Genomic DNA, 14,849 nt, shown 5'->3' with positions numbered 1-14,849 from the left:
AAGTGTTGCCGTTATCGGCAACACTTTTATCTGTTCACTTATATTTATTGAGGAGTATGGAGTCTTTCACCTAAGTAATATAACCCTAGAACTGTAGCTAGAATCATTTGCCATAACAGGAAGAAAAAACCAACAATCCCAACCCACGCTGCGGGGATGAACCATTCACTCGGGACAGTAATCGCTAAAGCAATCTTTGTACAAAGTACTAAGAAAATACTCACTGCAGTTAGATAGGAAAATAGAACACACAAAAAGCGTCTGCGTGTCATTTCTATCATTAATGGATAACCATGATGCATAATTTCAATCGTAGGAGGGTTATCCATTAACTGATCAATATCATGTTTGTTAAACGTAGCTACAGCAGCCAAACCAGCAATAAAAAAGCCCGGTAAATTTCCAATGAAGCCGTTGATGCTATCAATCAACCCACTGCCTTTAACGACATCACTCACTGGAATAAAAAAATAAATTATCACACAAGTGACTGCCGTTAAAACAATAGGAGCTAACCAGTCATAAACCCATTTGTCTGCATGCTTAATCCGCAAGTATGACAAAGGTCTAGTTAACTGATAAAAAATAGCGCCAAATTGTCTTAATCTACCCATTTTCTACCAACTCTAACATTTTGTTTCTAATGTTCGTGTTAATGACAGGAAATGCGGTTCTCAAAGCATTTCCAAACCCATCAATCTTACGTTTTTTCACATATTTATCAGCTTTCCAAAGCTGACCGGTATCTGTACTAAGTGTAGCAGTATGGCCTGCCCCTGTGCTATCAGAAAACGCAACTCTTACGAACGGTGAATCGATGCTATCTCCAATTTCAATAGCTCTTCTTACATGCTTCCAGTTCCCGCCACTACGCAATACATCAAACTTTGATACATTCATCTTTATTTGAGTTTCTTTGAGTTCTGGGTGCTTCTTTGAGTCGTAACCTCTTACAGATTCCATATCGTTAGTTAGTGTGATCTCGTTGATAACTCCATTCTCAAGCTCTTGTCTAAAGTCTTCAGAAGGGTGAGCTAAGAAGTTCACAACGCAATAAAGTTTCATCGTCTTATCATCTGCACCTGAAGGGTGTGGGACGCGATACTCGGCATCAAAATGCTTTGCCGACTGCTTAAACAAATAGTTTAAAAATGACGCTGCTTTATAAAACGAAATAGATGGGCATTTCTCAAACAAAGTCAGGTGCTTACCTGCTGCATTTTTTTCTTTATAAATAATAAGATGAGCTGAAGACTCAAGACCCTTGGTATCTGTAAGCTTAATCACGCGTCGATCTGCATCACCGCCACCAATGATATTTGTCACTGGATGCGCTGCCTCTGTATCAACAATATTAATAAGCATTACCCAACAGTCGTCTAGCTCTTCCATATCTTCTAAACGAAACTCTCGCTTCGATCTTGTGGTAATTTTCTTTCTTGCGAGGTCTAACTCTCGGAGAGATTCCATCTCTTTCATAAGCTCATCAAGAGTCCTTGGGCAAGCAAGATCATGTTTAATATCTGGCGCGTAAGTTTTGCCAAAAAAGTCCATGTCAAAATATTGAATCATTCTTTCATTATTTTTCATTCGTCAAGTTCCAATAAGTGCCCAAATGCATTAATTTGCGTAATATACTACTTAACAAACATAATGAAACATGATTCTGTGCAAGAAATTGACAAAATTTATTTTGGCAAAGCAAACTCACATTAGTCTAAAACCTTAGTTTCCAAACGAATAAGGCGGTTATTGTGTCGCCAAAACATTCCAATGATAACGATCATGGATGGTGGCAACCCCATCGAAGTTAAGTACTGTAAAATCTCAACCATAATTACTTGAACTCATTCCGTAGGGTTTCCCATAGGCCAAATACTATTGGAGCACTTGCGCCAATAATGCCACCAAATTGAACACCTTCTGCCGATACGCTCGCGGTGATAAGTTCAGGGTGACCCGATACCAAAGCCGCTCCCGCGCCCAATAACGCTAAACCCTTTTTGGTCGATGGTTGGTCAAGGTCGATGCCGATTTTTTCTAGTAAGCTTTTCATAATAATTTGCTCTGTCGTAAATACTTGATGGTGTAGGCGGCGAGAACGCCACCTACTACGGTAATAGCTATTTTCTTGTAATCTTCTTTGGTCATGCCATAGCGACTCCTTCACGCGCCATACTTAACCCGTAATAGCTCCCGACTTCTTTACGACTCATTGCATGTAATAGCTTTGCTAGCTGTTCGTTGTTGTTCACATCGACAACCTGATTACGACCGATGCCCGTCCACTCGCTAACGTGTTTGATGTATAGCTCGGTGTCGTTCTCCACTGACGGAGCGAAACGGTTTATCATTTCGCTCAAGGTTTGAAAGCCTTGTCGTGAATAGCTACGAAGAACACGCGCTCCCGCTCGAAAGCCATAGACAGGATGTTTGAACTCTTCAAAGCTTTTATCTAAGTCAAGTAAATGCTCACCGTCCCACTGAGTGCGATCACCTTTGGATTCACGAATATTTAGCGGGTTGTTGTTACGCACACCACGCGGCAGAGTTTTTCTATATGTCATGTAGGCTAGCCCCCCAATTATGCAGACGCTTGCGGCAATGATGGTTTTTGAGGCCATACCACATCCTTAAGCGTCTTGTAGGTTTGAGTAATATCGCGAAGTTGTTGGCGATACCGGCGAAATGGTGTGATCTCGACTTCACTATCCAATGCAAGGTTGACTAAGTGATCAGCTTCAACCAATAGCGGGGCACGATGCTCTCGAATGGCAACTAGCTCTTGAGCACTTTCATGCTCAGCTAATACGCTGTCAGCTTCCAACTCTGATAAGCCAAGTTCAAGAAGAATAGTTTTATCCGCAGGGACGTTAATAAGAGTTTCTGAGTTAAAAGTTAGCTGTTTGATCATGCGCTCACCTCTGGTGTCTTATGTCCGATGTAAGTTGTTGAGTGTTTGTTTGCTCGGTCACCTGTCTCAACCGATTCCAGCGGTAAAGTTTTAGCTATCCAATTAACATTGGTATTTGATGCACTAGAGCTCTCAATAACCTCTCCGTCATTGAGTAACGAAAACTTCAGGGGCTTATTTGAAATAATCTGGTATTTGAGTTTCCCTCCACGCAACATAAATCCAGACTTGCGGCTCGCCACATAACCTAGCCCCGCTCTGTTGTATCCAGTATCTGCGCCCAATGGATCTTTTTTCTCCGCAAGGCAATACGCACTGAAGGCTATATTCGAGACGGTTTGGCGGTATCGCTGATAATTAACAACGGTTCGTAAGTAATTAGCGTCACCATTCCATGGGTAAGCTTGGCCTTTAAGAACTACGAGAGCTGACGCAACGTGTGTAGTATCAAAATCTCCCGCTTGAGCGCCTGAATTTTTGTTATTCCATGAATAATGTCGGTAAACCTGAATTTCAGTTTCATCACCCGTTGGTAAAATGAAATACACAGGGTAGAAAGTATCCTTATCGCCATTCACTGTAATTTCAGTGACGTAACGTCCTTGGCCTCCTAGCGTTTGAATATCTACACCTTGTTTAACTCGGGCTAGCTCAGAATCAAGCTGTTGCAACTTACTGCGCCCAAGTGAATCAACATCAGAAACAACCTTTGCACCATCAGTCGTAATCACTTGCTTCAACGCATCAAACTGCGTTTGCATGGTTCGAATAGCACCACCCTTGATGCTATCTAGTAGGTTTCGGGCTTCGGTCACAAGTTGCCCGATTGCCGTAAAATCACTCATTGAGTTCTTTCTCCATTTCTTCCGCTACGTTCTGCAGGCGTGGCAACGTATTAGCTGCAACACTGTCTGCCAGTTCGTAAACATCATTATCTGAATTGAAAGCGTGGCGTTGTAATGAGACTACCGCCGAGCTTAGTGATACCTGATTGCTGTATACGCCACGCATCATTTCCAACGCGTCTACCTGATCAGGTTGTAGGTTCTTTAAGTGTTCGGTGAGCGGGTCGTATTTCACGACCGCTCGACGTGGCATGAAGTGGCTCATCGGTGAACCTCCATCAGTGCCAGTTTTAATGGTGTATTGCTGTTGTTATACGCCCACAGTTCACCGCCACCCGTCAGTGTGATTCCTGCGGGTGCTATGCGATCACCTAAAACGGGTAAACCCACTACAGCAGAAACATGCGAGTCACCGAGCATCGCCTCGGCTTCTGCATCACTGATGTTCTGAATAATCGCTTCTAGTCGTGTAACCGAAGCATTAACTAAACGAACTTTGTTGTTTGGCTGAATAAGAATGTGATCGCGACTAATAAAGCGCTGTGCAATCTCTTGTCGGGTCGTGACAACCGAGCGCACTTCACTGATAGCCATAGATTCAGCAAATTTCACGTTAGCAGGCGGCGTTGTTTTTAGGTTCTGCTTAGTCAGCTGATATACAACACGAATAGGTGCGGCGTGTGGGTTAGATATCTCAAGCTCTTTAAAGCTTGAAACGTCTAACGTATCGCCTGCATCTACACGGATTTTTTCGCCGTTATCGCTTCGGACATACAAATATTCCTGAGCTTCACGAACTATCAGTAAACGAGCTGAACCGACACCAAAACGCTTTACTGCACTAGGTTCTAAAGTTATCGCTTTCATCTAGTCCCCCTTGAACGCAAGAGCAACACCTGCGATAGCAAAAGAAATGGCAACAGCAATTGCCACCTTGCTGATATCACCAGAGCTACCCGTTTGACTGCGTGATGCGGTGTTTTCTGCCATAGCCAACGCAGCTCGGGCGTTTTCTCCCGATTGTGCTGCCATAGATTTAATGGCTGACGTTGTATCCGCGCTGTTCGAGCGCATATTGTCTAACGCCTTTTCACTAGTTCGGCGGCTGTTTTCTAAAGCTTTCTCACCAAAGACGAATGCCTTAGATATTGATTCCTGACCGTTATCTAATGCCGCTCTTAATGAGTCTTTATTTGCCTTAATCGAATCAGAAGCAATTTGGCCATTTAACTTAAGAGCCTCTTTACTGACATTCTCGTTTGACTTGATAGCGTCGCGACCAAAATCAAACGACTCATCGACCGCATGTTCATTAGCTCGGAGTGCATCCGAACCTAAACGTGCTGCTTTATCCATTGCGGCACTATTGCTATCCATCGCCCGTTTCGCTATTTCTGACGCGGCTTTTACTGAGCCGTGATCAGTCATAGAGATATTGCCAACGTTGCCATTTATGCCAGAGAGAACGACACCAAGGTTATCCCCACTAATGGCACTGGTGCCGCTCGTGTTCGTGGTGTTGGTTACGTTCTTACTTGAACTGCTACCACCTCCGCCCATTAGTCATTCTCCAAAACAAGGGATAAGACAGACTCACGGCCTGACTTACCCGAAACCGAAAAACCGAAACGCTCAAGTATTCGCACCATGCCACGGCGAACCGTGTGATATTTGATTGAGCGATACCCTTGAGATTTCACCGCTTCAATGATGCAAGGCGCAGCTTTCACTAGCCCTTTACCTGTCATTGCTAGAATCAAATAATCATTGTCACTGGTGACGAAGCCCACAAAGCGAACCGAAACGCCTACCCCTTTCAAGTGATAAAAACTGGCTCGTTTGGTTTTCACCGCATCACAGCAAAAATCAAATTCAGCCTTAGCTTGTGACACCCCATTAAACGCGGATTTAATTAGCGAAAACTGAGCGGCAATATCTGCGCGAGTGGGTCTAATCAACATAAAATTCATTTCTTAAACGCCACCCACGCAATGCCAACAGCTAACAACACAAACGGTATGTTTTGCGCGAGCTTTTGCCCCGCACTACCACCAAAGTTGATCGCTCCATTTCGAATCCCGCCAATTGAGTTGGTGCCAGTTGCTTCACTTGGTCCAGCTGCGCCGCCTCCGGCACTAATTGGCATAGAACCGCCTGCACTCAAGCCACCACCGATACCTGGTATCATTTGTTCCCCTTAATGACTCGATAAGTCACATAGCAACCGCCACCAACGGCACCGATTTTTAATAGCTTGGTTGCGCTACTTCCAGACCAGAAACCCGCACCAAAACCAAGACCACCCGCTAACAGAGGAAGAACCACAATTAATGGCATAACTCTTCCTCCTGTTAGTTTTTCAAAACCACGATAAGACCAAGTAAAAGCACCGCAGCACCAATACCACCGCCCACATACAAAAGGGTTTTGTCGTTACTCTGTAGAGAGGAACCCGTAACCGCGTTGCCGTGATTATCTTTTACTGTCTGTTGTGGCTGTTGCGTTGTACCTGCATTTTTCGATGAGTCGTCTTTGGTCGCGACATCAATCAAGTTGCCCATCCCTTCGCCAACGTCATCAAGCAGACCAGAACCGAAGTCCGTTAAGTCATCCCAAAAAGCCAATAGTCACCCCCTACACTAAGTCAGGGCGAACAACGAGCACCGACTCAACAATGATTGGAATTGAGCCAACAGGCTTATTGGTTTTCACAGTGAATTTCAGCTCGGAGCCGTGCGCCGTAGGAAACAGCTCATCGATATAAAAGCCACGCATGATTGGGTCAAAGTGGTAACAACCCGACTGCCAAAAACGGCGGTTTCGTTTGGCGCGCATATCTTCAAGCGCACGGCTTGAATCATGCACTTTCACGAAATCACGATAGATTTGTAGAGAGTGGATTTGATCACTCATGAAGTGCATGCGGCGCACTAAATGAAGAGGACCAGAAACGAGATCAAGAAACTCATTTTCTGTTGAGCTTGCTTGCATCGTCTGCTTTTTGATTTGTGGGATAACAACACGAGCAGGCTGACGCGCTGACACTGTTGCCCACGCTTGAAGCTTGATAGCAGGCGCGTTGTCTTGAGTAGAATCAGCAATCTCAACTTCCAGAGTGATATTGTCACCCGCTTCAGTCACAAGACCCGTGTAACGAACCCCGTTCTTAGTTTTTGCAGAAATATCAGCTAATGGAATTGTGAAAAAACCATCCGTTTGAGCAAGACCTTTGTACGCTTCAATCTTTTTAATCAGCTCACCATCAAGAACGATAATTTCATCCGCATTCAAGCTGATGGTTACGCGTCGAAGTTGAGCCGCACTAAGATTGGTTTCGAGAAAAATCTCATCGTACGTAGGACCAATCGGAATGGTTAACGTAGCTTTCTCACCGTAGCCCGTACCCGTAAAAGAGTTCAGTTTAGTTGGAGTAGACATAGTAACTAACTCCCTTAACCGATTTGGTCTTCAACAGCATCAACGTTGTTTGAAGCCCAAACAACACCTGCTGCCACAATGCCTGCTAGCACTGCAATGACTGCTAATTTCTTTGGTGTAAAACCTGCCATTTGTTTTCCTATAAAAAAGACCGCCCAACATTGGACGGCCTTTACTTAAACAAATGATTTGGTTTGGATTCCTAATACTTATTTGGTTTAGGTTTGGTTTAAATGAGACTTGAATCACAAACTACCACCGGATAACGCCCTTTTTGAATGCTTTCCCGTCTTGAAGTAGATACTCAAGCGGGTCGAGTTGCTCGATCGCATCTGAGGGGATTCCGGTCATTTTTTCCAAATAGATAGCACTGGCTTTGGTCTTTTGCATCATCACACAAGCATGCTGACAGTTATCAATAATGGTCTTCGAGACTTCCTGACCACGTTGAAACAGGTTGATAGTGTGTAGGTTAAACTTCCTACCTAAGCGCAATATCTTTCCATGATAGCCAACCGCTTTACCCGCATTTTCACTATGCTCGGCTACCTCTTCACAAATAATTTTTAATGGTTTGGTATGTTTTCCGTTCCCCATAGCCCAAACGACCTGACAAAACTTATCGAAGTCCTTTGATGTGGTTTCATGAGTTGGTTGATACGCAATCTTAAAGCCCTGCTTTGTTTTACGTCCTGCAATCAGTGCGGCGGCAAACTCCTTAATACTGGAATAACCGCGCACCACTCGCCCTGCTAGCCTTCCGCTGTAGTCGCCCATTGGATCAAACATAGCTACTTGGTCGGTAGATTTGATAAACAGCTTTTTAGCGGCAGAGGTTTTACCGCTGCCGCTCATACCAACCGCAAACACGTGACCATTCTTAAGGGCATTATTTGGGTTAATTGGTTGCATTTATTGCACTTCCTCTTTTCCCTCTGATTCTGTCTCTTGAGGGTTTACCTCTTTCGCTTCATCAATCGCTTTAAGGGTTCTGATTTGGTTAAACGAAGTAAAACCGAGTGCGCCAGCTGCGATCACAAATGACAGTTCTTCTTTGTAATGAGCTAACCACGGTGGAAGTTCACCACCATATTTAACGAACAACGGCGCGGCTGCACTTGCAACGCTTTGAGCTTGTTCAGCATCAAAAGCAAACTCTTGGTGACCAAACTGTTTTAGCATTTGCTCTGTCACGCCAAGAACCGCACTTGCCGTTGCTTCGCCTGCCAATAGTGCTGCTTGTTTAGCATCGGTTTTTTGTTCGGATTGGGAAGGGTCGAAATCTTCTTCGCCCAGTTCGGCCAACAAAGCAAGCTCTTCACTTTCGTCATGCTGCTCTAGTTCTTCAATTTCGATTTGGTCTAGTTGTTCTGTTTGTTCCATTTACGCCACCACTTTGATTGTTTTGATTACACCACCGAAGAACAAGCCAAGCATTGCACCAATACCAACGCATTTAACGGTTGTGATTGGCTTTGGCTCACTCTCATTTTTTGGTTTAGATTCCGTATCTTTTTCCGGTTCAATTGCCATTGGTTGTGCTTCCACAACTGGGTTATTGATTGCTTCGATATCGGCTTGAACTTCTTGCAAGGATTTAAACGCTTTCATTTCGGCTTGAGCCGCTTTACCTGTTCGCGTATCAGGCCCACATTCACAACGGCCATGAACAAACGCCGCGCGTTTTCCTTTGCCTTGCTTAATCGCTTTTGGTTGTGAGCAAGTTCGGCATTGCACATAACCTAATATTTGGGTTTCATTTTCCATTAGCCGTTTTCCTTTTCTAATGCGTCTAGACGTTGATTAAAGGCTTTAAAAAGCCAAATAGTTTTCACTAACCAAGGTTTGATAAAACCAAATCCCATTGGGGGCTTATATGCTTGCGATTCCGAATCCATTTCATTAAGCAAACGGGTTGTTTCGCTTTGCAGTGTTTTTTCCGTCATTGGATTACCTGTTGTTGATAATATTGCTCTACTTCGTTCATGGCCTGACCGAGTAGCTCTTGTTGAATTTCGTAAGGTGGTATTGGTGGCAAATCCTGATTTAGCAGACTTAACCAATTAGCCTGATTGACTTGCCAACGTTGAAAGGCTTGGCGGTAGCGGTCTTTTGCTTCAAGGCGTATATCATCTAAATACGCATCCTCGGTCGTCATACTCCAACCGCGAGCCCCTGCCGCCCACTCTAAAAATTGATTGGCCTTTTGCTCGCAAGTCTCCCCCTCAAAACTGATAGAGAATTGGTTGTCCGAACTGGCAAATACACCACGACTGCTCAAGCGTTCTTTCTCTTCTCTAACTTCGCTGCCGAGCTTTTTCATTAACCGATTAAGCTTGCCAACGGCATCAAACTTGCGTTGTTTTTTATTTATATCTGCGGCCTTTTTAGCCTCATTTAATTTGAGTTGCTTTCGAGCAATATCCCGCTTAATCGGTGCTTTCCATTGCTCTAATCGATACCCGCACTCTTTGATAATTCCCGTCATGTTAGAAACATCGAAACTCGCTAGAGCCTCCCACTCAGGGGCGCGACTACAACGGGCGATGTTATAGCGATTACCTTTAATTAAACCTTGGTCAGCGTTGCTACCTTTCGCGGCATAACCGATCGCCTTGATCAGGTAACCCGCCGCCGCGTCTTTGTGCTGAATGCGTTGAAGATTTGCCATGCCATGACCCCAAAGCCGTTCAACACGTTTTGCCCACCCTTGAAAATGTTCTTTTGGTACGTGGTAATTCAATAAAATATGAACGTGTGGATTCGGCTCACCGTTTTCATTCGCAGGGCATTCAGCAACCCAAACATAATGAAAGTCGAAAGGCTTTTTCGTTGCTCCGTGTAGCTCTTGGGTATGCGTTCGAATCTGCTTGTTTTCGTCTTTCGTTCTCCAGATAGCTTTCAATGGTCGCCCTTGATTACCCTGCACAACCACTTTGTCAGTAAGTGAAAGCTCACCCACCTCTGATGGTTGATATTCAAAACCGCGCTGATACATTTTTTTAAGGCCATCTAGAAAACGAGATACTTCTTTGCCTATGGTGGTTTGAATGGGGCAATACGCTAAACCCTCATCGGTCAGCGCTTCACCGCTGAACAAATGCTTTCGCTGTTCTTCGGTAAAAGTTAAGGTCAAAAACGTAGTAAAACCGCCATGACAAGTAGCGACATACGCCCCCGCCTCAAAGATTTTCTTAACTGCGTTTGAACTCAACTTTTCAGTGAAACGCTCACCCGTTGGTGATTGCGGCGCATCGCTTGGGCTTGGGTGGTAAGTGACTTGCAATTTCACCTGTTGAGCCCACTCTCGCTTGAGCAAGTAAGCTCGACTTTGCCCTTTGGGGATGTAATCAAGACGATTTCGGTCTTTATCTCGCACCCATCCGACTTGTGGCGCGTTTTGTTCAATTCCGTAGTGCTGTGACTCAACATGAACACTTTGGCTTTTTGAGCGCGGTTTTAGGCGGCGTGAGCGGGTAGTAAAGCGATCCAAGTGGCGTCTTTTGTCGTGTCGGACTTTGCCGCCCTTTGACAAGCCTAGTGTTTCCACGCCTACGGCGTGCGCTCCGCGCTTAGTTTTCTTGAAATACTCAGGGGTGATTAACGTTAGTTTCCCGTCTTGAACTAACTGCCAAGTTTCCGCTGATTCTTTCGTTCTATGAAAGTGAACTTGCTCCATTGCATGCAGCTTGTTTTGCTCACTTTCCATCCAATCAGAATTTGGAGCACTAAAAAAACCGCTCTCGATAGCGGCTATATTTTTTTCAGTTGTCGCAACATCTTGCGCCAAGGCAGTTACATAGCCCACATCGTGTGGGCTCAAGATATTCGTTATTTCACGATCGCCTTGCGGCTCATATAAGTGATTCATTCAGTTACCACCCTGAACAACTGCTTGTTGAACATTGGTAATTCATCGGTCTAGCTTTGCGCTTTAAACGCTTCGCCAAACCGTGTTTCTCACGTAGTTGCTCTATCAAATGAATAGAGCGCTCACGTAGTTCCGGTTTTGGGTCAACCATGCCAAGCATATCGGGACAAGGTAGGTGAATAGGGTCAGATACCTGCATGTCTATTCCTCCAAACTTTCCAATAATGTTGCAGCTTCGACTAGCTGATCATAAATCGGGTGTAGAAACTCAAATTCAGGTGAGGATGGGCTTAACCAAGACAAACGACCTTTAACAATCATGAAAAGCTCTTTAGCTTCACTTGAATGAGAAAAATCTACGTTAATGCTATGAACCGGTGTCGTTACGTTATTCATATTCAATCCTCTTATCCGTTTACTGATAGCCAATCTTGCTTGGCCTCTGCATGACGCTTATCGATGTATGCCGCCAAGTCTTCAATCTTGACCAACGAGGGGCTGCGCTCTGAATTGCGCAACTTAAAAGTAGGAACGGGAAAATCACAGCCTTTGGCTTTCTGTTCTGCCGTCTTGGGTGTGATGCCAAAAAACTCTTGGCTGATTTGTTTAAGTTCAACCGTTGGGTTTTCAAATCGCGCAAGCAAAGCAAATCTTGTGTTCATAATTCCTCCATGTAGTACACTTGAGGTAATTGCAACTAATTCACAATTCCTCAGAGTTCCTCAAAGTCGATTTGAGTTAATTATGAGGCATTACTTTTGGATTTCAACACATTTTTGAAGAATTGAGGCGATAATGAGCGAATTTGAGTTAAGTTTGAGGAAATTAAAAGAGGTTACGAATACCTCTACAAACGCAGAGCTAGCAAAGGTTTTGGAGATATCTCCGAAGACGATTTATACGTGGAGAGAGCGTCAGAATATCCCTGAAAAAATATTCCTCAAAGCTAGACAGCTATCACAAAAAGCCGTCAGTTTGCCGACTGGCTACATTGCGTTGAAGTTTTTCGATATCGAAGTGAGTGCAGGACAAGGTGCGCTTGTTGAGAAAGAAGAAGAATCTAGCGCAATGGTTTTTAGTGAGAAATTCATTAGGCAAGAGCTTGGCTTTAACCCAAACAATATCTTCCTGATGCCCGTTCGCGGTGACAGCATGATCCCAACTCTTAAGAATCAGAGCGTTGTAATGGTGAACCGTGTTGATGGTTTTTCTACTGATGGGATTTACGTATTCAGATATGACAATCGATTGATGGTGAAGAGACTTCAATTTCTACCAAACGGAATCAAGGTAGTCAGTGACAACAGTGCCTATGAAGCATGGGAACTTGGAAAAGAAGAGATTAAAGGTAACGACTTCGAGATCATCGGTGAGGTAGTTTGGTCAGGGCAGAGAATGTAAATGAGGAAATATTCGCTATCTGCTTGGTGGATAATATTCACCATCGTTGTTCTTACAGGGTGCATCAAAACATATGATTTGTACGATGCATCTAGAGATATTGACCGCTATGACTCTAGGTTGAGAGCACTAAATACTTCAATATTTGACAAAATAGTCACTACTCAAGTTGATAAACTATCAATAGTGATTAAGTCATTGGCCTTTGAAACTCATGAAAGTGAAGGTGATTTCGATAACATTGAAAAAAAGAATGATTTGCTCTCAACAGACAAAGGCATTAGTCAGGTTGAAGAGCCAAAAGCACAAGAGGCAATGACCCCAGAGCAAAAAATTGAGAAGTTCTTTAAAAGACAGGAAGCTGGTCTCGAAGCCTATAAAACTGCAATAGATGACTTAGATGACCTAGCCAATAATTTTGAGAAAAACTCCAAGACAAAACAAAGAGAACGACAAGAAATTCAGAAGCTCATCGATGAAAGTCAAAAGCGCTTTGCCACAAGCCTAGCGTTAGTTGTCGCTTGTGTAGGTATATCTAGCCTACTGATCAGTGCGCTTAATCTAATCCTTAAATACCATCGTTCATTCAATTATTTTTTTACGCATGATAAAGAGCCCACATCCTCTAGCAATAAAGAAGTGCTTATTTTGCTTAACAACCATGACAAAGCAGAAACCATCTTATCAATTTCATTTGAGAAAGCTTCTGACACATGCACGTGGAAAACCGAAATTCATTCTTGTGGAGCAGAGCCTATTTCAATATCCGCATTTGGTTACATAAAAATACCTATACCAAAGGGCTTTATAGAACAAACAAAGTCAGATTTCAGATCAGGCAACCTAACTATCACGACTGGAGATTTAAACAAGAACAAAGGGAAACTAATCGGAGGCTAATTACAAAATTTAAACGTAGTACATATTTAGTACGTATGACTTGCTTCTAACTACCGGTATTACTTAAAAGTGAGTCCAATCGAGCATTGGAGCGACGGACAACCTACATGAATGTGTCATGGCAAAGTACCCTAGTAGCGAGTCAAAAAAATATGCTGGAATACCCAGCAAAAGCAAGGTCGGCTATTGTAAATGCTATGCCCTGTTTGTGCTATATGAACTTTGCCTCACACTTTTTTTATAAACCTATTCACCAGATCTCTAATTCAACCTCACTAATCAGTTATGCCTTGAGTCACACTGTCATTTTGAGTTACCTTGTCTTATTCAAAGTCGTGGGTCACAATACGCTCTGTACCTGACTTTAATAGAAATCATTGGCCCCCAAAACGTAGTAACCTAGAAATAGAGTTTGAATAGGGATGGCCGATTGAATGGTGAAAAATTTGGACCACACATTAATAGAGCAAGTTGAAGGGATATGCGCATCGCGAGGCGTTCGATTAACGCCTCAGAGAAAGCGAGTGTTTGAGCTCATTCTCTCTAATAAAAAAGCCTCCAGTGCTTATGAATTGTTAGAGCAGTTGAAAGTCAGTGAACCACAAGCCAAACCACCTACGGTTTATCGCGCTTTAGATTTCTTGTTAGAACAAGGTTTCATTCACCGAGTTGAGTCAACCAATAGCTTTATATGCTGCTGTTCTTGCAATGCCGACAAACATTTCTCTCAACTACTGATCTGCGATAAATGTGGCACTGTGATAGAGCTGCAAGACGATGCGCTTGTCACTCTACTCGCGAGTAACGCTGAGAAGCATGGCTTTCAATTGACCAATCATGTCATTGAATCACATGGCATTTGCCAAAGCTGCTCCTCTGAGATGAAAGAATAAGATTATAGAAGAACATTATGCGCGCTGAATTTGTAAACCCGTTTTTAGCTTCTTTGATGAACGTATTAAAAACGATGGCTTCTCTAGAATTGAAGCCACAAAAACCAAGAGTGAAGAAAGATGAAATCGCTCGTGGTGATGTATCTGGCCTGATTGGCATGGTGGGTACACAATCTCGTGGTTCGATGTCGATCACCTTCGATGAAGGTCTCGCTCTCGAAATCATGGAAAACATGCTAGGTGAACGACCAAACGGCTTGAACGAAGAAGTGACCGATATGGTGGGTGAAATCACTAACATGGTAACAGGCGGTGCAAAACGTATTCTTGCTGAAAGCGGCTTTGACTTCGACATGGCAACGCCAATCGTGGTTTCAGGTAAAGGCCACACGATTCGTCACAAGTGTGATGGGGCGATCATCATCATGCCTTTCTCATCTCAATGGGGTAATGCCTTCATCGAGATTTGTTTCGAATAAAAGTCGCCACTACGAATATTTAGAAGGCTGACGTTGTATTTAAGAGGCTGACAGATATGTCAGCTTTTTTATTACCTGCAACTTAACCATTGCTTACTCTGCAGATAC

At 43.6% G+C, this 14,849-nt stretch carries 26 protein-coding genes; 4 read left to right on the top strand and 22 right to left on the bottom strand.

All coding sequences use genetic code 11. The annotated features are described in order from the left end of the window. Positions 1-44: 44 nt before the first annotated feature. From L0992_01540 to L0992_01435, 22 genes are all read right to left on the bottom strand, one after another. On the bottom strand, positions 45-614 hold the full coding sequence (locus L0992_01540) for a hypothetical protein (protein ID XGB67431.1): 570 nt from the start codon (positions 612-614) through the stop codon (positions 45-47). Next, complete coding sequence (locus tag L0992_01535) at positions 607-1,590, bottom strand: hypothetical protein (GenBank protein XGB67430.1); 984 nt, start codon at positions 1,588-1,590, stop codon at positions 607-609. The genes L0992_01540 and L0992_01535 overlap by 8 nt, the downstream gene beginning before the upstream one ends. Positions 1,591-1,837: 247 nt before the next feature. Beyond that, positions 1,838-2,056: a hypothetical protein gene (locus L0992_01530; GenBank protein XGB67429.1), complete on the bottom strand. Its 219-nt coding sequence runs from the start codon at positions 2,054-2,056 to the stop codon at positions 1,838-1,840. Between the two features lie 91 nt (positions 2,057-2,147). Further along, entirely contained in the window at positions 2,148-2,567 is a 420-nt protein-coding gene (locus tag L0992_01525) for a virion protein (GenBank protein ID XGB67428.1), read from the bottom strand. 17 nt (positions 2,568-2,584) lie between these two features. Further along, positions 2,585-2,773, bottom strand: a complete 189-nt coding sequence (locus L0992_01520; protein ID XGB68664.1) for a phage tail assembly chaperone — start codon at positions 2,771-2,773, stop codon at positions 2,585-2,587. A 137-nt stretch (positions 2,774-2,910) separates the two neighbouring features. Further along, the gene (locus L0992_01515) at positions 2,911-3,759 is read right to left on the bottom strand and encodes a hypothetical protein (protein ID XGB67427.1); all 849 of its coding nucleotides are present in this window, start codon (positions 3,757-3,759) and stop codon (positions 2,911-2,913) included. After that, positions 3,752-4,024 (bottom strand): hypothetical protein, encoded by a 273-nt coding sequence (locus tag L0992_01510; protein XGB67426.1) that lies wholly within the window; start codon positions 4,022-4,024, stop codon positions 3,752-3,754. The genes L0992_01515 and L0992_01510 overlap by 8 nt, the downstream gene beginning before the upstream one ends. Beyond that, complete coding sequence (locus L0992_01505; GenBank protein ID XGB67425.1) at positions 4,021-4,626, bottom strand: hypothetical protein; 606 nt, start codon at positions 4,624-4,626, stop codon at positions 4,021-4,023. The genes L0992_01510 and L0992_01505 overlap by 4 nt, the downstream gene beginning before the upstream one ends. Further along, positions 4,627-5,319 (bottom strand): hypothetical protein, encoded by a 693-nt coding sequence (locus tag L0992_01500; protein XGB67424.1) that lies wholly within the window; start codon positions 5,317-5,319, stop codon positions 4,627-4,629. It lies immediately after the preceding gene. Further along, positions 5,319-5,720 carry a hypothetical protein gene (locus tag L0992_01495; GenBank protein ID XGB67423.1) on the bottom strand — a complete coding sequence of 134 codons (402 nt, stop codon included), beginning with the start codon at positions 5,718-5,720 and terminating at the stop codon, positions 5,319-5,321. Before L0992_01495 ends, L0992_01500 begins: the two co-directional genes overlap by 1 nt. A 5-nt stretch (positions 5,721-5,725) precedes the next feature. After that, positions 5,726-5,947, bottom strand: coding sequence for a hypothetical protein (locus L0992_01490; GenBank protein ID XGB67422.1), 222 nt, complete (start codon positions 5,945-5,947; stop codon positions 5,726-5,728). Further along, entirely contained in the window at positions 5,944-6,096 is a 153-nt protein-coding gene (locus tag L0992_01485; GenBank protein ID XGB67421.1) for a hypothetical protein, read from the bottom strand. The genes L0992_01490 and L0992_01485 overlap by 4 nt, the downstream gene beginning before the upstream one ends. Positions 6,097-6,110: 14 nt before the next feature. Continuing rightward, the gene (locus tag L0992_01480) at positions 6,111-6,383 is read right to left on the bottom strand and encodes a hypothetical protein (GenBank protein XGB67420.1); all 273 of its coding nucleotides are present in this window, start codon (positions 6,381-6,383) and stop codon (positions 6,111-6,113) included. Between the two features lie 10 nt (positions 6,384-6,393). Further along, positions 6,394-7,197 (bottom strand): major capsid protein P2, encoded by an 804-nt coding sequence (locus L0992_01475; protein ID XGB67419.1) that lies wholly within the window; start codon positions 7,195-7,197, stop codon positions 6,394-6,396. 252 nt (positions 7,198-7,449) lie between these two features. Beyond that, positions 7,450-8,109, bottom strand: a complete 660-nt coding sequence (locus tag L0992_01470) for an ATP-binding protein (GenBank protein ID XGB67418.1) — start codon at positions 8,107-8,109, stop codon at positions 7,450-7,452. Continuing rightward, positions 8,110-8,580, bottom strand: a complete 471-nt coding sequence (locus L0992_01465) for a hypothetical protein (GenBank protein XGB67417.1) — start codon at positions 8,578-8,580, stop codon at positions 8,110-8,112. After that, a complete protein-coding gene (locus tag L0992_01460) occupies positions 8,581-8,964 on the bottom strand; it encodes a hypothetical protein (protein XGB67416.1) in 384 nt (127 codons plus the stop codon). Further along, on the bottom strand, positions 8,964-9,143 hold the full coding sequence (locus L0992_01455) for a hypothetical protein (protein XGB67415.1): 180 nt from the start codon (positions 9,141-9,143) through the stop codon (positions 8,964-8,966). The genes L0992_01460 and L0992_01455 overlap by 1 nt, the downstream gene beginning before the upstream one ends. Continuing rightward, entirely contained in the window at positions 9,140-11,068 is a 1,929-nt protein-coding gene (locus tag L0992_01450; protein ID XGB67414.1) for a hypothetical protein, read from the bottom strand. The genes L0992_01455 and L0992_01450 overlap by 4 nt, the downstream gene beginning before the upstream one ends. A 4-nt stretch (positions 11,069-11,072) precedes the next feature. Beyond that, complete coding sequence (locus L0992_01445) at positions 11,073-11,267, bottom strand: hypothetical protein (GenBank protein ID XGB67413.1); 195 nt, start codon at positions 11,265-11,267, stop codon at positions 11,073-11,075. 2 nt (positions 11,268-11,269) lie between these two features. Continuing rightward, the gene (locus tag L0992_01440; GenBank protein ID XGB67412.1) at positions 11,270-11,464 is read right to left on the bottom strand and encodes a hypothetical protein; all 195 of its coding nucleotides are present in this window, start codon (positions 11,462-11,464) and stop codon (positions 11,270-11,272) included. 11 nt (positions 11,465-11,475) lie between these two features. Beyond that, positions 11,476-11,730, bottom strand: a complete 255-nt coding sequence (locus L0992_01435) for a pyocin activator PrtN family protein (GenBank protein ID XGB67411.1) — start codon at positions 11,728-11,730, stop codon at positions 11,476-11,478. Between the two features lie 133 nt (positions 11,731-11,863). Here L0992_01435 and L0992_01430 point away from each other — a divergent pair, with 133 nt between their 5' ends. The 4 genes from L0992_01430 (at position 11,864) to L0992_01415 (ending at position 14,741) form a co-directional block, all read left to right on the top strand. Beyond that, positions 11,864-12,469, top strand: coding sequence for a helix-turn-helix domain-containing protein (locus L0992_01430; protein ID XGB67410.1), 606 nt, complete (start codon positions 11,864-11,866; stop codon positions 12,467-12,469). Beyond that, on the top strand, positions 12,470-13,369 hold the full coding sequence (locus L0992_01425) for a hypothetical protein (protein XGB67409.1): 900 nt from the start codon (positions 12,470-12,472) through the stop codon (positions 13,367-13,369). 434 nt (positions 13,370-13,803) lie between these two features. Next, a complete protein-coding gene (zur, locus tag L0992_01420) occupies positions 13,804-14,262 on the top strand; it encodes a zinc uptake transcriptional repressor Zur (GenBank protein ID XGB67408.1) in 459 nt (152 codons plus the stop codon). Between the two features lie 17 nt (positions 14,263-14,279). After that, positions 14,280-14,741, top strand: coding sequence for a chemotaxis protein CheX (locus tag L0992_01415; GenBank protein ID XGB67407.1), 462 nt, complete (start codon positions 14,280-14,282; stop codon positions 14,739-14,741). The last annotated feature ends 108 nt before the right edge of the window (positions 14,742-14,849 follow it).

Origin of the sequence: Vibrio pomeroyi, assembly GCA_041879425.1 — a bacterium.
GTDB classification, from domain to species: domain Bacteria; phylum Pseudomonadota; class Gammaproteobacteria; order Enterobacterales; family Vibrionaceae; genus Vibrio; species Vibrio pomeroyi_A.
The sequence above is the reverse complement of the archived record's forward strand: the minus strand, read 5'-3'. Positions and strand labels throughout refer to the sequence as shown.